This window comes from Paracoccus acridae, assembly GCF_014642735.1.
Lineage (GTDB): Bacteria > Pseudomonadota > Alphaproteobacteria > Rhodobacterales > Rhodobacteraceae > Paracoccus > Paracoccus acridae.
This window is the reverse complement of record NZ_BMIV01000022.1, coordinates 1-22567: the sequence shown is the minus strand read 5'-3', so window position 1 is coordinate 22567 and position 22567 is coordinate 1. Positions and strand designations below refer to the sequence as shown.

The following is a 22567-nucleotide window of genomic DNA, read 5'->3' as shown; positions in this document are numbered from 1 at the left end:
GCCCGTCATGCGGCCTGCTCGCTTCCTTGTTGGGCTGATGTTCCGCGTCTTGCCGAAACATGGCGGCCATGGCCTGCGACATGTCCGAGCACCGCGCAGGGGCAACGGCCCGGGAATGGCTGAGCCCAGCAATACCGCCTCAGCCGCAGCCCCGGCGCACGAGACCTGCCCTGCAACTCGGTTCGGCCTCAGGCCCCGTCTCCGGCAGGCCCGAACTCCTCTTCGAGGGCTTGCAGCCGATCGGCGATGGCGGGGCGTTCCTCGACTGAAAGCTTCGAAAGCCTTCGCCATTTGGGACCGCGCCTGAGCAGGTTGTCGAAAGCCGCCCAGAGTTCATAAGGGCGCCGTTCGGCAAGGACACCGATGAGCCATTCCGCCTGACCAAGATCCTTGGCACGTTTTTCACGATAGGGACCATCCCGGAGTTGAGCCACGATGAGCTTGTGAAGGGCATAGCGTTCCGGCGCCGGAACCCGGACCTTGACGCCGGAGCGATACAGCGAAACTGCGGTCGCCGGGTCATCAAGGGAATATTCCAGAAACCTGATGGCCTGGACGCGCTCTCCAATCCCCGGGTGATGATGCGAACTGCCGCCCCCACTTCCTACGGGGGACAGGAACTCCAATTCCAGCGTGCCGCCAATGCGCCATTTGGGCGGATGATCGTCGTAAAGGCCGAAGACGGTTTCCATCTCGATACCGATCTCCTGGATGCGGGATGCAAGACCCGGCCCCTCTCCTGCGAGACGAACGGCCCGCGAGGCGAGAAGATCGACATCCCCCGTCAGTGCAAAGGAAATGGAGGGCGCATCGACCCCCAGCATCAGGGGATAGTGCCTGAAGGCTTGCGTTCCGCCCAGCATGCCGCCTGCCTCGAAGAAGCCGGTCCGCGCAATAGCCGAAAGAAGGCGTCCGGTTTGCATGTCGGGTGCCAGGCACCGGCCGGCGCGGAGAACGGCCACATCGGCCGCAGCAGTCCGGGACCACGCCTTGTGACGCTCCTGCTCCCGTCTGGCTTGCTCGATCAGCACGTGCAGTTCCGAACTGTCCGGACCGAGTGCCGTCTCGATCATCCTGTCCCCGTCGCGCTTTCGCACGAACCAGTAGATGCCGCCGTTCTTTGACCGGCTCAGGATGGAGCCGTCTATACTCAGGGCGGGCTCTGCGGCATGATGCTGCAAGAGGTCCTGATAGGCGGTCTGAAGCTGCAGGGGCAGGTCCATTTTCCCACACAAAGAATATTTTGTATGGGAATTTATGGAGCAACATTGCTTTTGGCAAGACGCAATGCCTTGGCGACGGGGACAACGAATTGACTCACATATCACTTTTGGCCGTCATCTGGAAGCTGCGGCTTCGGGAGAAGTTGCCGATCCGCGAGATCGCGTGTCGCACCGGCCTGTTGCGCAAGACGATCAAGATATCTGCCCTCGGGAGCAATCGAACCGTTCTTTGCCACGCCGGATCGGCCAAGCAAGCTTGATCCTTCCGCTGAAGCTGGCCGGCTGGGGTTCCGCGATGCTCTCGCTTTCAAGGCCAGCCGACCAAGGGTGGATCAGCTACAGGGCGCATGAGCGGCCGCCAAGGTCATTCGTGCCCTCGCTCTCGTGACATGGAAGGGCAGTCATGCAGACAAAGCAGACGTTCGCTGTAAACGTCCGATTGTTCAAGGTTTTTGTCATAAGCCAGAGTAGAGAAAAGCGGACGTTCTTCGGTAACTACCAAGCCAGTCTCGAGGCCGTTCACGACTTGCTATGGTTCATGCGACCCATGCCATTCATTGACAAGCATCTCCCGGAAGCGAATAGCCGATGGTGAAAGACGCGCACCCCGTCGTTCCACAAGCCCGATCGAGCGTGTGACAACAGGGTCGACAAGCTTGACGGTGGCAATCAGCGGGTGTTCTCGTTGCGGCGTAGCCAGTCGGGGAAGGACAGATACACCCAGACCGGTTTCAACCAGCCCCAGCGATGTGGAAAGATGGTTCACTTCGTAGAACCAGTTCAGATCGAGCTGCTGATCTGCCATCGTCAATGCACGATCCAAAACGGCCCTGTTCCCGGATTTGTTGGAAACACCGATCAGCGGATGTCCCTGCAGGGCTGACCACGGCAATGAGGATGTCGCCGCCAGGGGATGATCACGACGACAGGCAAGGACGAATGGATCCTCCATCAGGGGGGTGAACTTCAGATCGTCGCGTAGCGCGCCAATGATGTTGATGCCGAATTCGACCTCACCATTCGCAACAGCATCCAGCCCCTCGTTTGCCGACAGGTCCATGATCCTGAACCGGATGCCGGGATAGCGTGTGTTGAAGGCCTCGATGACGCGGGGCAGGAAATAGAACGCCGCCGTCGGCAAAGATGCCAGCGTCACCTGGGCGCGATGCCGGCCTCCCAGGTCAGAGATCGACAAGATCGACTCTTCGAATTCGTCCACCAGACGCCTGACCAGAGGCATCAGTTCACGCCCGATCGGAGTGGGTGCAACGCGTCTTGTTGTGCGTTCGATAAGCTGTGCCCCCACCGCTTCTTCGAAGGCTTTGATGCGGCGTGAGAGTGCAGGCGCGGACAGGTTCAAGTGCTTGGCTGCTTCGTTGAAGGAGGAAAATTCGAGCACCGCCAGGAAAGCACGAAGATCCAGGAATTCGAAATTGTTCCGCATTGCGTAACAATAATGGAATTCTTTGCAATTCACAACACAGTCTCTTTGGCGCATTTCCGTTCGCGAAGGCGGCAGAACTTGCCGCAGAGGAGAATCATCGTGGACGATCAGATCCGCATCCCTTGCGTCATGATGCGCGGCGGCACCTCTAAGGGGCCCTTTTTCCTGCGGAGCGATCTGCCCAGCGACCCCGAACTTCGCGATGCCTTGCTGATCGAGATCATGGGATCAGGACATCCCTTGCAGATCGATGGCATCGGCGGCGGCAACTCGCTCAGTTCCAAGGTGGCGATTGTCGGGCCCTCGTCGCGCGAAGGTGCCGATGTCGATTACCTGTTTGCCCAGGTCAACGTCCTGGAACGCATCGTGGATACCGGGCCGAACTGTGGCAACATGCTGTCGGCCGTCGGGGCTTTTGCCATCGAACAGGGGCTGGTCGCGGCGCAAAGGGGCGAAACGCGCGTCAAGGTTCATAACGTCAACACCGGCAAGATCATCGAGGCGCGGATCCACACACCCGAAGGTGAGCTGCGGTATCAAGGCGACGCGGCCATTGATGGCGTTCCGGGAACGGCCGCCCCCGTTTACCTGGCATTCCTGGAGGCCATCGGCGCGAAAACAGGACGGATGCTGCCATCAGGAACGCCTCAGGAAATCATCAACGGGATTTCCGTGTCGCTGATCGACGGGGCCACGCCCGTTGTGATTGCCCGGGCGGAAACCTTCGGCCTCACCGGTTCGGAAAGCGCGCTGGAGCTTGATGGGAACGCCGCTTTCATGGCCCAACTCGAGGACCTGCGTATCGAAGCCGGGCGGCGCATGGGTCTTGGCGATGTTCGGGCCTCGGTTCTGCCAAAGCCGGTGCTCATCGGCGCGCCCCTGAACGGAGGCAGCCTTTCCGTGCGCTATTTCACGCCACACGCTTGTCATACAGCCTTGGCCACAACCGGGGCTGTTTCCGTGGCGATCGCCGCCACGCTGCCCGACAGCCTCGTCGGCGCTGCACTTCCCGAGTTGCGGTTTCCGGCGGACCTGACATTTGAACACCCGACCGGCCGGATGGACGTTCGCGTGGAACTTAATGAGGAGGCAGGCGGCCAGCCTGTCGTCTTTGTGACCCGCACCTGCCGCCGCCTTTTCGAGGGCGCGGCCCTGGTCCGGCGCAAGAACTGACTATACCGCGGCGTCACGGAGGCGCCTGCAGACTGCTTTACCCAAGGGAGGAATACCAGATGCTCACCTTTACCCGCCGCTTCGTGCTTGGCGTTACCGCGGCAACCCTGGCTTTGTCGGCGCTGCCGGCCATGGCACAGGATTATCCGTCCAAGCCGGTCACCCTTGTCGTGTCTTACGCCGCCGGCGGCGGCACAGATGCGATTGCCCGCGTCTTCGCCACTCGTCTTGAAAAGGCCCTGGGCGGCCGTGTCATCGTCGAGAACCGCCCCGGCGCGGCCGCCAATATCGGCACCGAGGTCGTCGCCAAGGCCGACCCGGACGGCTATACCCTGCTGATCGGCAACCAGGGTCCGATGGTCGTCAATCCGCATATCTTCAACCTGCGCCACGACCCGGCCGAGGCGCTCGACCCGGTTGCCATGATCGCCGATGCCCAGCTGGTGCTTGTTGTCGGACCTCGGCTACCCGTCAAATCCATGTCCGAGTTCCTTGACAAGGCAAAGGCCCAGCAATTGATCTATGGCTCTGCAGGCAATGCCTCGGCCAGCCATGTGGCAACACTGCTGATGGGTCAGACAGCAGGCATCGACCTCAAGCATGTTCCCTACAAAGGAGCGGGACCTGCCGTGAATGACCTGGTCGGCGGCCATGTCGATTTCATGGTGACCACTGTTCCCTCGGTGATCGGCCTGATCCAGAACGGCACACTGACCGCGCTTGCGGTGACCGGCAAGGAACGCTTCGCCGCCCTGCCGGACGTGCCCACTGCGGATGAATCCGGACTCACGGGCTACAGCGCTTCGGCATGGTATGGTCTTCTAGGTCCGAAGGGCCTGCCCGAGGATGTCCGCGCCAAGTTGGCCGAAGGCACGGCCGAAGCATTGGCCGATCCGGCCTTCATCGAAAGCCTCCAGAAGGACGGCGGCGTGCCGTCGAACCTGGTCGGACAAGACTTTGCCGACTTCATGGCCGCCGAGCGCACCCGCTGGGGCGAGGTGGTCAAGGCCGCCGACATCAAGGTGGAATGAGCCATGAGCCACGAGGTCCCAGAGGAGGTGATCACGGTCGATGTTCCCGGTCATCCGCCAAGCTCTCCTGTCCCGCCGTCCAATCCCTGGCTTGGCCGCGAAAGGCTGGCCGGTTTCAGCCTCGTGGCGTTCGGCCTTTTCGCGCTGTGGGCCGGGTCCGACCTGCCGTTCATGACCGAAGGCGGCGTCGGGTCGGGCCTGCTGCCCCGCGCGCTGGCGATCATCATCATGCTGCTGGGCGTGGCGCAGATCATCGTGACCTGGAACGAGGTGCCAGAGTCGACTGGCACCTGGCCGGTCCGCGACATGCTTCCCGTGCTGATCGGCGTCTTCCTGTTCGCCTTCACGATCCGGGGCTATGACTTCGGCGCCTTTTCCGTGCCGGTGCTGGGCATGTCCGTCGCCACACCGCTGTCGATCATCTTCGCCGGCGCGGCCGCCAAGGATGTGCGGTTTGGCGAATTGCTGATCTTTGCGGCGATCCTGACGGCCGTCTGCATCGGCTTGTTCCGCTTCGCGCTTGGGCTTTCCCTGCCCGTCGCGCCCTGGCTGATCGGATACTGACATGATCGAAACGATTGAACATCTGGGTCTGGGCCTTTCGGTCGCCTTCACCCTGCAGAACGTCTTCTTCTGCTTCCTTGGCTGTCTGATCGGCACGCTTGTGGGCGTCCTTCCGGGGGTAGGGCCGGTGGCGACGATCTCGATCCTGCTGCCGGTCACGCTGTCGCTGGATCCGACGGGCGCGCTGATCATGCTGGCCGGCATCTACTACGGCGCCCAGTATGGCGGGTCCACCACGGCGATCCTGGTGAACATTCCCGGCGAGGCTACTGCGGTCGTGACCGCCATCGACGGCCACGAGATGGCCAAGAAGGGTCAGGCAGGCCTGGCCCTTGGCCTTGCTGCCATCGGATCCTTCATCGCGGGCACTTTTGCCACCATCGTCATCGCAGCCCTTGCTACGCCGATGACCAAGCTGGGTCTGCTGTTCGGCCCGGCCGAATACTTCTCGCTGATGATCATGGGTCTGGTGCTGGCAGTCGTGCTGGCTCATGGCTCGCTGACCAAGGCCCTGGCGATGATCGTCGCAGGCGTTCTCCTCTCCTGCGTGGGCGCTGACATGGAGACGGGCCGCGAGCGGATGACCTTTGGATTGCACATGCTGACCGACGGCATTGAGTTCGTCGCGCTGGCCATGGGCATCTTTGGCTTCGGCGAGATCTTCAAGAACCTTGCCGATCCCGAAAAGCGCGACGTCATGCGGGGCAAGATCGGCCGCCTGCTGCCGACCTTCGGTGAACTGCGCCACAATTTGGGTGCAATCGCGCGGGGAACTGGTTTGGGTTCGGTATTAGGAGTGCTGCCGGGGAATGGCGCCATTCTCGCCCCCTTTGCCAGCTACGCACTCGAAAAACGCATCTCGGACCGGCCGCAGGATTTCGGCAAGGGTGTGCCGCAAGCCGTCGCAGGCCCAGAATCCGCCAACAACGCCGGTGCGCAGACGTCGTTCATCCCGCTGCTGACGCTTGGGCTGCCGCCCAATGCGGTCATGGCGCTGATGGTGGGTGCGATGATGATCCAGGGCATCGTTCCGGGACCGCAAGTGATCGAGAACAGCCCGGATCTGTTCTGGGGTCTGGTCGCGTCAATGTGGATCGGCAACCTGATGCTGGTCGTCATCAACCTGCCGCTGATCGGTGTCTGGGTGAAGCTGCTGAAGGTGCCTTACCGCCTGCTCTTCCCGGCGATCGTGGCCTTCTGCTGCATCGGCCTCTTCTCGATCTCGAACGATCCGGCACAGGTGATGATGGCGGGGGTGCTGGGGCTCCTGGGCTTTGCGCTCTACAAATTGCAGTTCGAGGCAGCACCCTTGGCGCTTGGCTTCGTGCTGGGCCGTCTGCTGGAAGAAAAGCTGCGTCAGGCGCTGATCATCTCGGACGGCAGCATGACCACCTTCCTGACCTCGCCCTTGTCGCTGGGCCTTCTGCTGGTCGGTGCCGTGGCGTTGACCATCGCCGTGCTGCCCTCGATCAGGAGATCACGCGACGAGATCTTCGTCGAGGACTGATCCTTGAAACGCGGCCATCGGGCCGCGTTTTTCTTTTGGCCTTCCCAACATTCAAGATCCAAAGGAGGAACCTCGATGGAGGTGACCGGAATGCTCACGGGTGCGCCGCTGCTGGCCCATGTCGGCTTTCCCGCCACCGAAGTGCTTGGGCCCGACGGGTCCGGGGACCAGATCCAGGCCATGATCGACCGTCATGGTTTGCCGTTCATCAATCCGGTCTTTCGGTGGCGTCGGCAAGAAGCGAAAGGCAGGGCTGATCGGCAAGGCGCGCGACCTGCGCATGACCCTTGCGGACAAGGTGCGGCTGTATTCCGCCAAAGCACCGCCATGGCTGACGGCGCCACCTTCGAGGCCGGTGTCCCGCCGAACACGAGATCTACTTCTCGATTACAGCCGACACCTGGGCTCACTTGTAAGTCGCCGAAAATCTTCCAATCGACAGCAGAACATGCGGGCTTGCACCAGCCGCAGCGTCCTCGGACGAATTTCGCCAACATGTCTGTCAGATGATCTGTCGAGATGATGAACGTCCGCTTTCAGGAAGCCCGAGCAAGACAGGACAGGCTTGACCCCCTGCCATCTCCTGCAACGACCTCTGCCAATCTTCCGAGTAGCGCTAGGCGCCTGTCGGGTGTTGTGGATCTGATCTTTTGGGGAACGAACCCCGGCAATAACTTTTTGCCGTGCAATTGCCCATTCTATTGCCCTGCGGCTTGCTTGTGCGACATGCTTTCAGCTTTTTGTCCACTGCTACGCAGCCGAAGAATATGAATGTCCAAGTCCAACCCCTTTATCACATCAGATGCTGCTGCCAACGAAAGCTGAGAGTGTCCGTCAGGCGGCCGGCTTCAGATTGATAGTCGCGTTCATAGAACAAGCCGGTGCCGTTTCCACGCACCTCAACGTCGGCATAAGGGTTCTTAGACAAGTATTTGCCCGCCCGGACCAAGACTTTGCCGTGATTATCCGTCGTCAGGTCCAAGTCGTCCTGTCCGGAATGGTGCCTGGGCTGGGCAACGAAACCAGATGATGCAGTTGTGGCAAGCAAAAGCTGTCGCTTGCCGGTCTGTCGGGGACAGAACCGTCGCTGGCCAGGCTTAGCCCTTCCAACCCCCATGGACAAAATCCTTCAGGAACAATTGCAGGCTACATCGGTTGCCACTCACAGGTCTCAATACCGTGGCGGGACAAGACGATGGTGATGCTGACAACCCTTGTATTCGGGCTGCTGGGACTGGCTCTTGCAAGTGGCGGTGCGTGGCTCGTGATGCTTGGGGGCAGTTGGTATTACCTGGTCGCAGGGCTGACGCTTCTTGGCTGTGCCCTCTTGATCCGGGCGCGCAAACCGCTTGCCATGTGGGTCTATGCGGCGCTGATGCTGGGCACCCTGGCTTGGGCCCTGTGGGAGGTCGGGTTCGATTGGTGGCAACTTGCTCCGCGCGGGGGAATCATCGTTCTTTTGGGGCTGTGGCTTCTGCTGCCCTCGGTCAGGCGGGCCGAGGGGCGAAACCAAGGTCGGCGGAATGCCGGAGGGGATCCCGCACGGCCCCGTTTGCCTGCCTTGCCGGTGGCTGCGGCCACGGTCGTCTGCATTGCGGTTGCGCTTTATGCGATGTTCCAGGATCCCCATGATCTGTCGGGATCCCTGCCGGAACAGGCCTTGATCGACGAGCCGGCGACAGGCGCCAACTTTGGGGATGATGAATGGCGCCAATACGGCCGCACCAACTATGGCCAGCGTTATTCGCCCTTGAGGCAGATCACCCCGGCCAATGTGCAGCAGCTTGAGTTGGCCTGGACCTATCAAACGGGCGACGTGAAGCTGCCCCAGGATGTTACCGAAACGACCTATCAGGTAACGCCGCTGAAGGTGGGCGAGATGCTTTATGTCTGCACGCCCCACAACATTGCCATCGCCCTGGATGCCGCGACGGGGCAGGAACGCTGGCGTTACGATGCCAATTCCGGCCTGAACCCCGACCGCCAGCATCAGACCTGCCGCGGCGTGACCTATTGGGAAGCTCCGGCGGGCGATCCTGTACCGGGCGACGATGCTGCAACAGGTCTGTGTGCGCGGCGCGTTTACATGCCCACGGCGGATGCGCGGCTGATTGCCCTGGACGCCGAAACCGGGGAACGCTGCACCTTCTTTGCCGATAACGGAGAGCTGCATCTGGAGGCCGGGATGCCCTACAACCCGGCGGGTTATTATTATTCGACTTCGCCCCCGGTGGCCGTTGCCGGGCTGATCATCATTGGCGGGGCGGTCAACGACAACTTCTCGATCTATTCGCAGTCGGGCGTGATCCGCGCCTTTGATATCGACACGGGCGAGTTGGTCTGGAACTGGGATTCGGGCAATCCCACTGAAACCGAGCCGATCGACATCGCCGCAGGCGAGACTTATACCGCAAACTCGCCCAACAGCTGGTCTGTCTTCTCGGTCGATGAAGAACTGGGCCTGGTCTATATCCCGCTTGGAAACCAGGTTCCCGATCAGTTGGGGATGGGCCGCAGCCCTGCCGTCGAGGAACATTCCTCATCGGTCGTGGCGCTGAATGTCGCGACGGGGCAACGCGAATGGGTGTTCCAAACCGTGCATCACGACCTGTGGGACATGGATGTGCCTGCGCAGCCGGTGCTGGTTGATCTAACCCAGGACGACGGCCGGACTGTCCCCGCCTTGGTGCAGCCCACCAAGCAGGGCGACATCTATGTCCTGCATCGCCAGACTGGCGAACCCCTGCTGGAGGTGACCGAAGCTCCCGCCCCGGGCGGCGCAATCCCCGAGGATTTCACCGCCCCCACGCAGCCGCAGTCGGCCCTGTCCTTCATGCCCGATCCACTTACGGGCGCCGACATGTGGGGCATCACGATGCTGGACCAACTGGTCTGCCGCATCCAGCTGCACCGGCTGAACTACGAAGGCCGCTACACGCCCCCGTCGATCAAGGGGACCATCGTTCACCCCGGAAACTTCGGCGTCTTCAACTGGGGGTCGGTGGCCGTGGATCCAGTGCGGCAGGTGATGTTCGGGATGCCGACCTATCTGCCTTTCACCTCGCGCCTTGTGCCGCGCGACCAGATCCCCGAACCAACCGAAGGCGAAACCGCCAGCGAGCAGGGTTTGAACCGCAACGAGGGCGCACCTTATGGCGTCGTGATGGGGCCATTCCTGGGGCCGCTTCAGGTGCCCTGCTCCGCCCCGCCTTGGGGATATGTCGCCGGGGCTGATCTGCGCACGGGTGAAATCGCCTGGATGCACAAGAACGGCACCGTGCGCGACATGACCCCCCTGCCCTTGCCCTTCGAACTTGGGGTGCCGGGGATCGGCGGTCCGATCATCACGGCGGGCGGCGTAGCCTTTCTTGCGGCCAGCGTGGACAACTATCTGCGCGGCTATGACCTGACCACGGGCGAGGAGATCTGGCGGACCCGTCTTCCCGCAGGTGGCCAATCGACCCCGATGACCTATGAACAGGATGGGAAGCAATATCTGGTGATGGTCGCCGGCGGCCATGGTTCGGTCGGGACCGATCCCGGCGATTACATCCTGGCCTATGCCCTTCCCAACCCATCCTGATGGGTATCACGTCCCAGATACATGAGGTTCTGAACCATGCGAAACCGCGTCATCTGGATCGTTCTTCTTCTGGTCCTGTCCGGGCTTCTGCTTGTCATGATCGCCAACAGCAGGCCTGAAGCCGAAGGGGCCGATAGTGGTTCCCCGCCTCCACATTCCCTTGTGGCGGACTAAGGGGAACCGTGCCGCATCATGCGGTCCCGAAAACCGGGGGAGTCATGCAAGAACGCAATCCAGCCGATCCGCTTCGCAGCCTTGTGATGGTGCTGCTCGCGCTGGCCTCGATCTGGTCCATGGCCCAGGAATTCGGACGGGTCGCATCGCCGCATGGGCTTTGGGACTTTGGCGCCTTTATAGCCTCGGGCCGGGCGGCGGCAGAGGGCCTGGACCCCTATGGCATCTATCCGCTGACCCCGCATGTCGTGCTGCCCGGGTTCGAGGCCTGGAACCCGAACCTCAACCCGCCGATTTCCGCGCTGCTGTTTCAAATGTTCGACCTGGCCCCGCCCGAGGTTTCGCTGCGGGTCTGGCTGTGGATTTCGGTTGCCTGCTATGCCGTCACGGTGGTCCTGCTGGTCCGGCGCTATGGAAAGGGGATTGAAGGGCTGCTGATCGCCATCTGGGCCTTTGGACTTGCGGGATTCTGGGACACCCTGTTCCTGGGACAGATCTATCTGCCGCTTTTGCTCATGGCCGTTGGCGCTTGGCTGCTTCTGGAACGGGGTCAGCTTGTCTGGGCGGGCATCCTTGTCGGCCTTGTGGTGTCCATGAAGCCGAACTTCCTTGTCTGGCCGGTGCTTTTGTTCCTGTCAGGGCACCGCCAGCCCGCGCTGATCAGCTTGGTGGTGGCGACGGTGGTAAGCCTGGTCCCGATGATGGTGCTGGGACCAGAGGTTTATCACCAATGGTTGCGCCTGGTCGCCTCGGACGGCGAACGGGCCTTCTTCCTCACCAATGCCTCGTTGTCGGGCCTTGCCGCCCGTGCGGGGATCCCCCAGGCGGGCATGGTGCTGAGCCTTGGCCTGTTGCTGGGCCTGGCCGCCTGGGCATTCCTGCGGCGTCCGGGCATCGTTGCGGCCGGCGGCGCGGCCCTGGTGGCGTCGGTCCTGGCCTCTCCGCTTGGCTGGATCCATTACACGCTGTTTCTTCTGCCGGTGCTGCTGCATCACTGGCACCGGCGGATGATGTGGGTGGTGGGCGGGCTGCTTGTCGTGCCGGTGCCCTTCGTGATCAGCCAGTTCGGAAGCGCGGACTGGGTGCAGCTGACGCTGGGATCCGTCTATGGCTGGGCGGTGGTGCTGTGCATGGCCGTGGTGATGCTGCCCGACGGGGACAGGTTGAGGTCGCCGTCCCTGGCCAGGTAGATGCGCCAGAACCCGGTTTCCACAGCCAGCACATATCGTTCGTCCAGGGCCGCGCCATAAACCTCGCGAAGGCCACGCGTCGTCCAGGGCTCGATGGGGGATTTTGGGTCCATGACGATCCGGGCATCGGCGAAGAACTCGTCCGGGGGCAGATGATGGTCGGCATTGACCGTGCGGCCCCAGTGGTGCCAGGTGCTGTCGCCCTTTGGTGGCTGAAGCCCCATTCCGGCGGTAAAGGGTCCGACGAAATCCAGCACCAGCACGCGTCCGGGATCGCCAAGCCGCGCCAAGGCCGCCGCGCCGTCGCGCAGGCTGTCGTCATAGCGTTGGAAGACCGGGTAAGCCCCATCCGTCCATAACCGGACAAGCCTGATGTCCGAATAGTTCGGCAGCGAAAACGCCTTTCCCTGACGCGCAAGGCCAAGGGTCGTGTGCAGGCCAAGGGCGATCGTGAAATGCAGGATCGCCGGGGCCAGAAAGGCCAGCAGCAGAAGGGGAATACCCGGCCTGGCAGCAGGGCCGGCACGCAGGCTTGCTTCGGCTGCGACAGCGGCGCCCGCGCCGAGGGTGAGAATGCCGGTGATCTGGAAGTTCTGCTCGATCAGCAGAAGGCCGGTCACCGCGCAGGCGGCCAGGAACAGAATGTCGCGGATGCCGGGCCTTTTGGACAGAAGCAAACCCGCGAAAATGCCGAAGATGGCGATGTCCGGCAGGTTGCGCTGCACCTCGGTCACCAGGACGCGAAAGGTGGGAAAATCGCCGCTGACGGCGCTTGCCAGCCGCAGGTCGGCGATGTGGCTGGCAGTGCCGCCCCAGGCAAGCTCGATCGACAGCCCCGCCGCGACGGTCAGTGCCAGTGCGCCCAGGGCCCAGGGCCATTGCCGACGGTCGGTCAGCATGAAGATCAGGAAGGCGATGCAGACAAGGCCATAGCTGATCTTCAGATACAGCATCAGCAGCGTCAGCAGGCTGGCGCAAAGGGCATCCGCCGTCATCTGCCCGCGCCGTGGCAAGCAGGGCTGCAGATACATCACCAGCAGCAATCCCAGGGCAGCCCAGCCGATACGATTATAGAACATGGCGAAGGACAGTTCGCGCACCCCCTCGCCCGGATTCATCGGCACGGCGACGATCAGCAGAAGATAAAGCGCCAGCGGCAGGCCAAGCGCAGGACGCATCCGGGTGGCGATCACATGCGCTGCCACAAGGGCAACAAGGAACGTCACCAAGGCCATGCCGACGGGCATCGCTGCCCCAAGGCTGCCGCCCAAGCCATGACCCGCCGCCGGGATGTAATAGGCCAGCGGTCCCAGCGAGGAACGGAAATCGACATTCGGCACCTGACCCGTCTGGATCCGATAGGCCCCGTCCAGGAAGATGAAGATGTCGTTGACGTATTTTGTGGTCACGGTCTGGCCGGGGATCGCCAGGACAAGGCCGATCAGCAGGCCCGCCGCGACGATGATGCGGCCTTGCGGCAGATGCGCCGGCAGCCGGAACGGACGTCTGGTTTCCACGACCCTCATTCGCCAGCTTCCCGGCGGATGTGGATCGTCCATTCGTCCGTTTCCCGGACAGGGGTGAAATGCCGGTCGATGAAGGGTCCATAGATGCTGTGCAACTGGACGCTGTTGATGCCGATCTTCGGCTCCATGATGATCTTCACGTCACGGTAAAACTGTTCGGGCGGCAGGTGGTGGTCGCGGCTGACATTGCGGTTCCAGTGCAGCCAGGCATTGTCCCCCTTGGGCGGGCGCAGGCCAAGGCCCGCCGAAAACGGGTTCGCGAAGTCCAGCGTGGCGACGGGGCCGATGCCCTGCCCCAGGCCTGCCAGCGCAGCGCCGCCCCCTTGGAAGCTGTCCACATAGCGGCGCGAAAAGCCGCGATCGCCCGCCGACCACAGCCTTGTATAGCGCACGCCCTGAAAGGCCGGCAGCCCCAGCGGCGTGCCGGCATTCGCCATGGCAAGCCCACTGTGCAGGACAAGCGCCGAGGCATGGTAGAGCGTCGGCGGCAGCATGAAGGCCAGCAGCGCCAGCGGCACTGCCCTTGCCATGGAACCGTCGGCGGCCATGATCCTTTGGGCGGCCACGACCGATCCGGCATAGATGGTGGCAATGCCCCAGTTATGCGCGTTCTGGCTTACGATCAGCAGCCCTGTGGCAGCGCTGGCCACATAGAAGACCGCGTCCCATGCCGATCCCCTTTGCCACAAAGCGATCCCTGCGATCAGGGCAAGGACCGTCAGGTCCGCGAAGTTCCGAAAGACCGGGCCGATCAGCGCCGCAAGGCCGCGCCCGCCGCTGATCCTTGCGGTTTCCATCAGGTCGGCAAGATGGCTGGCCGTGCCGCGCCAGAAGACCTCGACCACCGCCGCCGTGGCGATCACCAGCACAAGCGACAGCGCCGCCCGCCGCCTTTGCCCCGGAACGATCAACAGGAAGACCAGAAAGGCCAGCGCGACCGCGCCATAGGTAAGCTTGGTGTAAAGCTGGATCAGCGTCAGGGCCGAGGCGCACAGCACGTCCCGCCCTTCCTGCCAGGGCCGGGCCGCCAGGGGTGGCAGATACATGACCACCAGCAGCCCCAGCCCCGCCCAGCCGATCCGGTTGTAGAACATGGCAAAGGACAGCGCGCCGATCCGGTCGCCCAGGTTCATCGGCACCGCAAGCAGCAGGATCAGGAAGGCGCCGAACGGCACCGCCAGGACGGGCCGCAGCCGGGATTCCAGCACATGGATCGCAATGGGGGTGAAGATCAGGATCAGCAGGGCCATGCCCACCGGCAGGGCGCCGCCCAGATTGCCGGTGATCCAATAGCCTGCGGCCGGGATCAGATAGACCAGCGGCCCCAGCGCGGTGTGGAAATCGCGGTTGGGCACCTGCCCCCAATGGATCCGATGGGCGCCGTCGAGGAATATCAGCACGTCGTTCATGAAGGCGCTTGTGATCGTGCGGCCGGGCGCGGCCAGCAGGACCGCGCAGGCAAGGCCGATCAGGGCGATCAGGACGGGCGGCGTGGCGTGGCGCATCATGGCAGGGCCGCCGGAACGGGCCGGCGATAGATCTGCCAGAACTCGGTTTCGGGCAGGCGGGTGAATTCCCGATCCAGGAAGGGCAGGTAAATGTCATGCACAGGGTTCGTGCCGGTCTTGCGGACCAGAACCACATCGGCCCCGGCAAAGATCCTGGCCGCCTGGGGATGATGCGCGGGGCCCATCGTGTTCAGCCAGCGCATGATGGGCATCATGCCGGGGGCGGGGCGCAGGTCCAGCGCGGCCGAGAATGGATCGGCCGCCCCCAGCACGGCGATGCTTTCGGGCGCGGGCTGAAGGTCGGCCAAGGCGCTGATGCCATCCTCAACCGTGGCAAGATAGCGGTTCCCGCCGCCGAAATCGCCGCCGGTCCACAGATCGGCAAGCCGCAGATCCTCCATCCCCGCGATCGGCATGGGCCGCCCGGCACCCGTCACCGCCGCCGAGGCGTGCAGGCCAAGCGCGATCCCGTTGTGCAGGATCGTGGGTAGCACCATGACAAAAAAGAAAAGCGTGGCGCCCGCGGCATTGCCCCACACCGGCGGCTTGGGACCATCGCCTTCGCGCAGGATCCGCTCGGCCGCGACGACGGCTGCGGCGTGCAGGGCAAGGATGCCCCAGCGTTGCTCATTGTGGTTGATGATCCAGAAGCCGCCGATGGCGCAAAGCGCGAAGAACAGCGCGTATCCGACGCTCCACCGCCGCCAGAGCGAGATCCCCGCGATCAGGCCCAGAAGCACGTAATCGGTGAAGCTGACAAGGATGTGGTCGATGATGTCGCCCCAGCTTCCGCGCAGCACGCCCCCGGCGCCAAAGGCCATTCCGGTGGCTTGCAGGTAACCGGCGGTGCCGCCCCAGATCAGCTCCATCGCAAGGGCGGAAACAGCCAGGCCGACCAACGCCAGCGCGGCCCAACCCCGCTGCCGCCGGTCGGCCAGCATGAAGACCAGAAAGGCCAGTGGCGCCAGGCCATAGGTCAGCCGGACATAGACCATCGCGAAGGCCAGGATCGCGGCCGCCGCGACGTCCCGCCACCCCGTCCCGACCCGCAGCGGCGGCAGGACCATCACAAGCAGCAGCGCAAGGGCCACCCAGCCGATGCGGTTGTGATACTGGGCGAAGGACAGCGCCGTCATAGGCTCGCCCAGGTTCATCGGCGCGGCAAGCACCAGGACCAGGAAGGCCGCCATCAGCAGGGCCAGCACCGGATGCAGCCGAGAGGCCAGGACATGCGCCATGATGGGCGCGAAGACCAGCAGCACAAGGCCCATGGCAACCGGCATCGCCGCGCCCCAGCCGCCGATCCACTGACCGAAGGCGGGCAGGTAATGGACCAATGGTCCCAGCGATGTGATGAAGTCCCGCCCCGGAACCTGCCCCCAAAGAACACGGTTCGCGCCGTCGAGGATATGAAACAGGTCTTCCAGCCCGCGCGTCGCGATGGTCCGCCCCGGCAGGACCAACAGCGCCGCTGCCAGGATCGCCATGCCCAGGATCGGAAGGGCGGGACGGGCCAAAAGGCGGCGCGATGCAGGCAGGCCCTCGACCAACTGCCCTGCCATGTCAGAGCTTGAGCTTCTTGAAGATAGGCTCGGGGATGGCGCCGATCACGGACATCACCCCACGCCAGACTGGGCGGACATAGATCACGTCGCGGCCGCGCTTGCCCTCGGCTGCGGCAAGGATCGCCTTGCCGACCTCGGCCGGTTCGGCGGTCAGCAGCGGCGGCAGCTTCATGCCCGCCGTCATCCGCGTCCTGACGAAGCCGGGCTTGACCGTGACGACGCGCAGCCCGCTGGGCGCAAGCCGGTTCCGCAGCCCTGACAAAAAGGCGGTGAACCCCGCCTTTGCCGCACCATAGACATAGTTCGTGCCGCGCCCCCGGTCGCCTGCCACCGAACTGACCCCTACGATGGTGCCCGAACCCCGCGCCAGGAAGCGGTTGGCGAACAGGCCCAGCAGCAGGGCCGGGCCTTCGAAATTCGTGCGAAACACCATGGCCGCATGGTCCAGGTCCGACTGCGCGCGTTCCTGGTCGCCCATCTCGCCCACCACGCAGACGACCGTATCGGGCAGGACCGGCAGCGCGTCCGCGAAGCCGGGCATTCCCGCGCTGTCCAGGACATCCAGCGGATGGACGCTGACTGCGGCGTCGGTTCGCGTCGCGATGTCATCGGCATTGCGCTGCGCCGCATCGACATTCCGGGCCGCCAGCAGGATCCGCCATCCCGCCTGGGCATAGGCCAGCGCGGTCGCCCGGCCAATGTCCGAGGTCGCGCCGACCAGAAGCATCGTCTTGTGGTTTTCTGTCATATGCCAAGCCTGCTTGAAAGATGGGACGCCAGATGGCCCCTGGCGCCAAGGGCGCTGCGAATGTCGTTGAAGCGGCCGAAGTTGGGATACCCCGCCTCGAAGGTCTGGCGGGACTGCCGGGCATCCTTGGCAAGATAAAGCCGTCCCCCGGCCGCGACCACGATCCGGTCGATTTCGTCCAGAAGGGCAAAGGTGTCATCCGTCACCCGCAGATCCAGCGCCAGCGTATAGCCCGGCATCGGAAAGGACATGAGGCTGCCCCCTGCCCCCATCTTCTTCAGCACCGCCAGGAAGGATGCCTTCCCGGACCGGGTGATGCGGTCCAGGATTTCGGACAGGGCGGCATGGGCGGTGGCGGGCGGCACCACGCATTGATGCTGAAGAAAGCCCCGGCGGCCATAGATCCGGTTCCACCGGTCCACCCCGTCCAGCGGGAAGAAATAGGGGTTCCAATGGGTCAGGAAGGGCTTGCCGCTTTTCTGCGCGCCGCGTCGAAAATAAGCCTCGTTGAAGGCGGCAACGGATGCCTTGTTCAGGGTCAGGGCGGGCAGGTCAAACGGAACACCCAGCCTGCCTGCAGGGGCCAGGGGCAGCGGATCGGCATCGGGCAGTTCCGCCGCCACCTCTTGCCGGGTGGCATGTTCGCCCACGAAGATCAGCGACCGGCCCAGCCGCGCGCCCCGCGACAACCCGTCGATCCAGGCCACCGAATAGGTCGCGGCGTCGCTGTCATCCAGCGCCCTCAGCGCCCCGGCCAGATCATCGGCCACGACTGTCTGCTGCCGAATCCAGCCTGTCTCGACGGGCTTCATGCGGAAGGTCGCCTCGGTAATGACGCCGGTCAGACCCATCCCGCCCACCGTGGCGCGGAACAGGTCGGGATTGATGTCCGGCCCGCAGGTGACCGTTTCCCCCGAAGGCAGGACCAGCGTCAGCCGCTCGACATGATCGCCGAAGCTGCCGTCGCGGTGATGGTTCTTGCCATGCACATCCGAGGCGATCATCCCGCCGACCGTGACCTGCTTTGTTCCCGGCACCACGGGCGGGAAAAAGCCGCGCGGCACGAAAGAGGCGAGGATGTCGGACAGAAGAACCCCGGCCTCGACCGTCAGCCGGCCCGTCTGCGGATCAAAACCCTTCATCCGGTCCAGGCCAAGCGCCCCCAGCGTCAACCGCAGGCCGATGGCCGCGTCCCCATAGGCCCGCCCGTTGCCTCGCGCGATGAGGCCCCGCGTTCCGGCCATGATGCCGGGCAGCGTGCAGGGGGATTGAAGGCGAACACATTCGCTTTCGAACCGAGGATACCGGCCCCATCCCTCCAGCAGCATCAGGCGGCAGCCGTCATGAACACGAAGCGGCGGTCCAGGGCGAATTTCGCCATATAGCCGATGGCAAGCCCGATCGCTCCGCCGGTATACTTGGCCAGATCCGTTTCCCAGATCATCCAGAAGGTGATCTCGAAGCCCCAGAACACCATGGTCGTCAGGACGCTGAACAGGGCGTAAAGCGTGACCTTGCGCACCTCACTTGCGGGGGTGGTATAGCCGTCATGGAAGATCCATCTCTTGTCCAGCACGTATTTGATCGCAAAGCCTGCCGCGGTGCCCGCGAGAATGGACAGGACCAGCGGCGATATCGGCGCTATGCCGATGACAAGTTCCTGCGTGCCGAAATTTACCAGCGTTGAGACGACCGCGAAAAGGATATAGCGGACCGCAATGGTCATACCACCCTACTCCGTTCCAAACAGGTTGCGGGCATGACGATCAGGTTCCTGCATACAGAACCACGCCCACAAGAACGCCGCAGATCATGCTGGCCCTGTCCTTGATCGCGAATGCCACGGGATCATCGTCCATAAGCCTGCGATGGGCAAGCATCAGCATTCGCGCGATCCAATAGGTGAGGACCGGGGCAGCCAGCAAAAGAACCCGGGGGGTGCTGTAAAGCGCATTCATGCCTTCGCTAGACGCATAAAGGATGAACACCGTCACCGCGTTCAGTCCCGATGCCGCTGCAAGCGCCATGATCAGATCGGCGTCGGTGTTCCGATAGCCGCGGCTTTTGCTGTCGGGCAAATTCGCGTCAAGCCGGGCGGAAAGCTCCACGAAACGCTTGATAAGCGCCAGAGACAGGAACAGCGCCACCGAAAATGCCATCAACCAAGAGGAAATGGACACGCCAAGCACCACCGCGCCGCCGATGATGCGCAGCGTGTAAAGCCCTGCCAGGGTCAGCACATCCAGCAGCGCGATGCGCTTCAGCCAAAAGGAATAGGCCGTGGTCAGGGTGTAATAGGCTGCCAGAACGCCCAGGAACGGCAAGGATATCGAGGCCGCAAGCAGCATCGATGCGACCAGCAGCACCGGCATGGCCAGAAGCGCGTGCAAGAGCGGCACGCTTCCATTCGCCAGGGGGCGCCTGCACTTGGTCCGGTGCTTCCTGTCATCCTGCAAATCGACAAGGTCGTTCAGGATATAGACGCTCGATGCACACATCGAGAATGCAATGAAAGCCAGAAAGACTTGCAGGAAGGCAACCGGCTCGAATACCTGGGCGGTGATAAGCGGCACAAACAGCAGCGCGTTCTTGGGATATTGGTGCGCGCGCAAAAGCTTGGTCCAGGTGCGCCAGGTGGGTCTTTCCCAGGAAAGCAGTTGCACGTTGTCATGCGCGCGCGCCAGCTTCTGGATCACGCGGCGCGACGGACGGATCGCGATGGCCGTGGCGGCCTTGGCCCAGACCATCAGGTCAGCCGCATCATTGCCGATATAATCGAAACCGCCCTCGCCAAAGGCTGCGACCAGCTTTTGCGCCTTGACCCTGCCGCCGCAATTCGTGTCGGCGTTCGACGCGAAATACCCCGTGAAAAGGCCAAGATGATCGGCGACCGCCTTGACCAACCGTTCATGGCTGGCCGAGGCAAGATAGACCTCCCGCCCTTCCGCGCGGGCGGTGCGGATATAATCCAGCACCGCTTCGTCATAGGGCAAGGTGGATGGATCGAACTCCACCGGCTGGGCAAGCGCGTGCTTCAGCGCGGCCTTGCCCTGGCGCAGCGCGCCGACCATGCCGAACAGGGAATGGGGCCTGCGGCCCAATTCGGAAAAGGCTGTCTCGATCAGCAGATCCGACCGGATCAGCGTCCCGTCCAGATCCACCGCAAGCGGCCGCCCCGCCCCGGCCTGTTTGCGGCGCCCGGCAATCGGAACAGCGAGGTTGCCGGTGTCGTTGGGGTGGTGAAGGCGATCTTCGTCGTGCCGGAGCCTGAAATCCCCTGTGAAAACCCTGAAAACCTCGTGATTGATATCTGCCACCTTCGCCTCGCTCAGCCACAACGCCTGGGACGTTGGGCACTGTCTGCTGCTCTGGGTCGTATCCTTCGGTCCGCAACACATCGTGATGATGGAGCGGCCCATGTTAAATATCCCTCGGCACCCTTTGTTCCCGACATGGGGACCAGATTTCATCCAGAACCCGGAAAATTGGCAGAATGTCGGCTCTTGGCTTGCGCCCGGCCTCGACGATATGACCGGTCCCTGACCCACTCTCCTCAGGGGCTGAGAAGCGAACCGTCACGCAAAGGCCTGTCTCCGGCGATCTGGCCCAGGTGCTTGCCGGCTTCCGCGATGCGGTCAAGAGGGCGGGCGTAGAAGACCCCCGATGTGCTGGCCCGGACGGGGGTCACCTGTCCGGTTTCCAGGTCGGTGATCTCGGCCACCGTCTGACCCGCCTGCACTTCGGCTCCCAAGGATATGGCATAGGACAGCAGGCCGGCAGCGGGCGCGGTCAGCACCTCGGACCCGGCAAGCGGGGTGGGACTGCACAGGGCGGGGGGCAGGTCCACCATGCCCGACAGCGCACCCAGATGGGTCAGGTAATCCAGGATCGCCCGGGCATCCTGCATTCCCCGGGTTCGGCACACGTCCGCCTGTCCCCGCAATTCAACTGTCGTGCTGGCGCAGCCTAAGGGAATGGGATGGTCGGGAAAGCGCTTTGCCAGGGCGGTCCAGGGACCGGACAAGGCCTCGTCGAAGGGATTGCCGCCGGACACCTCGGCCAGCAGCACCGCCCGGCAGCGGGTCAGCGCGGCCAAGGGCGCCAGTCGGTCCCAGGCGCCCGGCTGGGTATAAAGATGCATCTCGGCCTCTCCGTCGCAATGCAGGTCCAGCACCACGTCGGCATCTAGGGCAAGGTCCATCAGGTGATGGCGCAAGGCCTCGGCCGGTCCCACCGGCTGCCGTTCGTTCAGGGACGCCCGCAAGGCGGCGCGGACAAGCCCGGTGTTGCGCTGCGGATCGTCGGTTAGGCGGCCCTCCAGTCGGGCGGCCGCGTCGTCGGTCAGGTCGGGATAGTCGCGGTTGAAATTTCGCCCGTCGTAGAGATCGAACCGTCCCGAATGATTGTGGTGAAGCACCTGCCCCAGCCCTAGGGGGTTGGCGAAGGGGACGACGGTCACATGGCCGCACAGCCGTCCGGCCGCTTCCGCCTCGACCAGCAGATCCGCCAGCAGCCGCGCGACCATCATGCCGGGGCCTTCGTCGGCATGAAGCCCGCCCTGGACATGCACATGCGGCCGGGCGTCAGGGTTGCCGAAGGACAGGGTCAGGATCTGGTGGCTGGTGCCGGGACCACGCCCGGGCAAGGAAAAGCAGCGTTCACGCATGGGAACAGGCTTTCACGGGTTCGGACATCGGGGTGGCGCGCGCAAGATGGTGCCGGGAGCCACAGGCTTCCCGCCTCTCGAACCTCGTCAAAGCGCGGCCGCATCGACGGGCAGGACAGAGCCTTCGAATGCAAGGGGTCAGGCATCACCGACAAGAACAGTGACGATGCCGGTTCCCTTGCAGTCCGGGCAGGGCTTGTCCTCGACAACACCGGTGCCAGAGCACCTGCGACATGTATTCTCGCCCGACTGCGAAGTCTCCGGCGGCACCTCGTCGGTGTTGCGATCCTGTGGCACTGCAACCTCCCCCGGTGGCTATCGAGAAACGAGCAAGAAGCGCAATGGTTCCTGACGCATCCTGCAGCCCTGCTTTCAAAAGGGGCGTGCCTTGGTCAGGAGATATCCGTCTTGGTCAAGGGGCGGTTTGTGCCCATTTCCGGTCGTCCCGGATCAGGGCGTTGGCAAGGACGATGAGCTTGCGCATGACGGCTGTGATCGCGACTTTCGCGGGCTTTCCGGCGTCGCTGAGCGTCTTGTAGACTTGGCCGAACTGGGCATTGTTGAACCGCCCCTGGTTTACCGGAGAGTAAAACACTCAAAGGATGAGCCCTATGTCAAAGCCGAGATTCACCCCCGCCTATCCGGCCGAGCTTCGCGAACGCGGT

The 22567-nt window shown here is 63.3% G+C and carries 18 protein-coding genes and 1 pseudogene; 7 read left to right on the top strand and 12 right to left on the bottom strand.

Annotated features, from left to right (window positions below; all coding sequences use genetic code 11):
- Positions 1-188 precede the first annotated feature (188 nt).
- Together IEX25_RS17570 and IEX25_RS17565 are read right to left on the bottom strand one after the other, a co-directional pair.
- Positions 189-1223, bottom strand: a complete 1035-nt coding sequence (locus IEX25_RS17570) for a GSU2403 family nucleotidyltransferase fold protein (protein ID WP_188716830.1) — start codon at positions 1221-1223, stop codon at positions 189-191.
- A 529-nt stretch (positions 1224-1752) separates the two neighbouring features.
- Positions 1753-2622, bottom strand: a complete 870-nt coding sequence (locus IEX25_RS17565) for a LysR family transcriptional regulator (protein WP_229665407.1) — start codon at positions 2620-2622, stop codon at positions 1753-1755.
- On the opposite strand from IEX25_RS17565, the gene IEX25_RS17560 reads away from it, so the two are divergent.
- The 5 genes from IEX25_RS17560 to IEX25_RS17540 all read left to right on the top strand — a co-directional run bounded on the left by IEX25_RS17560 (position 2584) and on the right by IEX25_RS17540 (position 7452).
- Positions 2584-3840 carry a 4-oxalomesaconate tautomerase gene (locus tag IEX25_RS17560; protein WP_229665405.1) on the top strand — a complete coding sequence of 419 codons (1257 nt, stop codon included), beginning with the start codon at positions 2584-2586 and terminating at the stop codon, positions 3838-3840. The genes IEX25_RS17565 and IEX25_RS17560 overlap by 39 nt on opposite strands.
- A 59-nt stretch (positions 3841-3899) precedes the next feature.
- Positions 3900-4871, top strand: coding sequence for a Bug family tripartite tricarboxylate transporter substrate binding protein (locus IEX25_RS17555; RefSeq protein WP_188716826.1), 972 nt, complete (start codon positions 3900-3902; stop codon positions 4869-4871).
- A 3-nt stretch (positions 4872-4874) separates the two neighbouring features.
- A complete protein-coding gene (locus IEX25_RS17550) occupies positions 4875-5435 on the top strand; it encodes a tripartite tricarboxylate transporter TctB family protein (RefSeq protein ID WP_229665403.1) in 561 nt (186 codons plus the stop codon).
- 1 nt (position 5436) lies between these two features.
- On the top strand, positions 5437-6942 hold the full coding sequence (locus IEX25_RS17545) for a tripartite tricarboxylate transporter permease (protein ID WP_188716824.1): 1506 nt from the start codon (positions 5437-5439) through the stop codon (positions 6940-6942).
- 75 nt (positions 6943-7017) lie between these two features.
- Positions 7018-7452 carry a hypothetical protein gene (locus IEX25_RS17540; RefSeq protein WP_188716822.1) on the top strand — a complete coding sequence of 145 codons (435 nt, stop codon included), beginning with the start codon at positions 7018-7020 and terminating at the stop codon, positions 7450-7452.
- 283 nt (positions 7453-7735) lie between these two features.
- Here IEX25_RS17540 and IEX25_RS17535 read toward each other — a convergent pair whose 3' ends face one another.
- On the bottom strand, positions 7736-7924 hold the full coding sequence (locus IEX25_RS17535) for a hypothetical protein (protein WP_188716820.1): 189 nt from the start codon (positions 7922-7924) through the stop codon (positions 7736-7738).
- A 219-nt stretch (positions 7925-8143) separates the two neighbouring features.
- On the opposite strand from IEX25_RS17535, the gene IEX25_RS17530 reads away from it, so the two are divergent.
- Together IEX25_RS17530 and IEX25_RS17525 are read left to right on the top strand one after the other, a co-directional pair.
- Positions 8144-10525 (top strand): glucose/quinate/shikimate family membrane-bound PQQ-dependent dehydrogenase, encoded by a 2382-nt coding sequence (locus tag IEX25_RS17530; RefSeq protein WP_229665398.1) that lies wholly within the window; start codon positions 8144-8146, stop codon positions 10523-10525.
- Positions 10526-10743: 218 nt separating this feature from the next.
- Positions 10744-11889, top strand: coding sequence for a glycosyltransferase family 87 protein (locus IEX25_RS17525; RefSeq protein WP_188716817.1), 1146 nt, complete (start codon positions 10744-10746; stop codon positions 11887-11889).
- Here IEX25_RS17525 and IEX25_RS17520 read toward each other — a convergent pair.
- From IEX25_RS17520 to IEX25_RS20180, 9 genes and pseudogenes are all read right to left on the bottom strand, one after another.
- On the bottom strand, positions 11805-13406 hold the full coding sequence (locus IEX25_RS17520) for a hypothetical protein (RefSeq protein WP_188716815.1): 1602 nt from the start codon (positions 13404-13406) through the stop codon (positions 11805-11807). The genes IEX25_RS17525 and IEX25_RS17520 overlap by 85 nt on opposite strands.
- 5 nt (positions 13407-13411) lie before the next feature.
- Entirely contained in the window at positions 13412-14923 is a 1512-nt protein-coding gene (locus IEX25_RS17515; protein WP_188716813.1) for a hypothetical protein, read from the bottom strand.
- A complete protein-coding gene (locus IEX25_RS17510; protein WP_188716811.1) occupies positions 14920-16485 on the bottom strand; it encodes a hypothetical protein in 1566 nt (521 codons plus the stop codon). The genes IEX25_RS17515 and IEX25_RS17510 overlap by 4 nt, the downstream gene beginning before the upstream one ends.
- Position 16486: 1 nt before the next feature.
- Entirely contained in the window at positions 16487-17236 is a 750-nt protein-coding gene (locus IEX25_RS17505) for an SDR family oxidoreductase (RefSeq protein ID WP_188716809.1), read from the bottom strand.
- Complete coding sequence (locus IEX25_RS17500) at positions 17233-18480, bottom strand: FAD-binding oxidoreductase (RefSeq protein WP_229665396.1); 1248 nt, start codon at positions 18478-18480, stop codon at positions 17233-17235. The genes IEX25_RS17505 and IEX25_RS17500 overlap by 4 nt, the downstream gene beginning before the upstream one ends.
- Before the next feature lie 83 nt (positions 18481-18563).
- Entirely contained in the window at positions 18564-18962 is a 399-nt protein-coding gene (locus IEX25_RS17495; RefSeq protein WP_188716806.1) for a GtrA family protein, read from the bottom strand.
- A gap of 40 nt (positions 18963-19002) precedes the next feature.
- Positions 19003-20553 (bottom strand): UbiA family prenyltransferase, encoded by a 1551-nt coding sequence (locus IEX25_RS17490; protein WP_229665394.1) that lies wholly within the window; start codon positions 20551-20553, stop codon positions 19003-19005.
- 236 nt (positions 20554-20789) lie between these two features.
- Positions 20790-21902, bottom strand: coding sequence for a succinylglutamate desuccinylase/aspartoacylase family protein (locus IEX25_RS17485; RefSeq protein ID WP_188716804.1), 1113 nt, complete (start codon positions 21900-21902; stop codon positions 20790-20792).
- A 412-nt stretch (positions 21903-22314) separates the two neighbouring features.
- Positions 22315-22425 (bottom strand): annotated as a pseudogene (locus IEX25_RS20180) (IS110 family transposase); the annotation flags it as partial.
- Positions 22426-22567 lie beyond the last annotated feature (142 nt).

Excerpts from the sequence above, each read along its gene's own strand:
- IEX25_RS17570 (WP_188716830.1), bottom strand. The coding sequence starts at position 1,223 with ATGGACCTGCCCCTGCAGCTTCAGACCGCCTATCAGGACCTCTTGCAG.
- IEX25_RS17555 (WP_188716826.1), top strand. The coding sequence starts at position 3,900 with ATGCTCACCTTTACCCGCCGCTTCGTGCTTGGCGTTACCGCGGCAACC.
- IEX25_RS17550 (WP_229665403.1), top strand. The coding sequence starts at position 4,875 with ATGAGCCACGAGGTCCCAGAGGAGGTGATCACGGTCGATGTTCCCGGT.
- IEX25_RS17545 (WP_188716824.1), top strand. The coding sequence starts at position 5,437 with ATGATCGAAACGATTGAACATCTGGGTCTGGGCCTTTCGGTCGCCTTC.
- IEX25_RS17540 (WP_188716822.1), top strand. The coding sequence starts at position 7,018 with ATGGAGGTGACCGGAATGCTCACGGGTGCGCCGCTGCTGGCCCATGTC.
- IEX25_RS17530 (WP_229665398.1), top strand. The coding sequence starts at position 8,144 with ATGCTGACAACCCTTGTATTCGGGCTGCTGGGACTGGCTCTTGCAAGT.
- IEX25_RS17525 (WP_188716817.1), top strand. The coding sequence starts at position 10,744 with ATGCAAGAACGCAATCCAGCCGATCCGCTTCGCAGCCTTGTGATGGTG.
- IEX25_RS17515 (WP_188716813.1), bottom strand. The coding sequence starts at position 14,923 with ATGATGCGCCACGCCACGCCGCCCGTCCTGATCGCCCTGATCGGCCTT.
- IEX25_RS17510 (WP_188716811.1), bottom strand. The coding sequence starts at position 16,485 with ATGGCAGGGCAGTTGGTCGAGGGCCTGCCTGCATCGCGCCGCCTTTTG.
- IEX25_RS17505 (WP_188716809.1), bottom strand. The coding sequence starts at position 17,236 with ATGACAGAAAACCACAAGACGATGCTTCTGGTCGGCGCGACCTCGGAC.
- IEX25_RS17500 (WP_229665396.1), bottom strand. The coding sequence starts at position 18,480 with ATGGCCGGAACGCGGGGCCTCATCGCGCGAGGCAACGGGCGGGCCTAT.
- IEX25_RS17495 (WP_188716806.1), bottom strand. The coding sequence starts at position 18,962 with ATGACCATTGCGGTCCGCTATATCCTTTTCGCGGTCGTCTCAACGCTG.
- IEX25_RS17485 (WP_188716804.1), bottom strand. The coding sequence starts at position 21,902 with ATGCGTGAACGCTGCTTTTCCTTGCCCGGGCGTGGTCCCGGCACCAGC.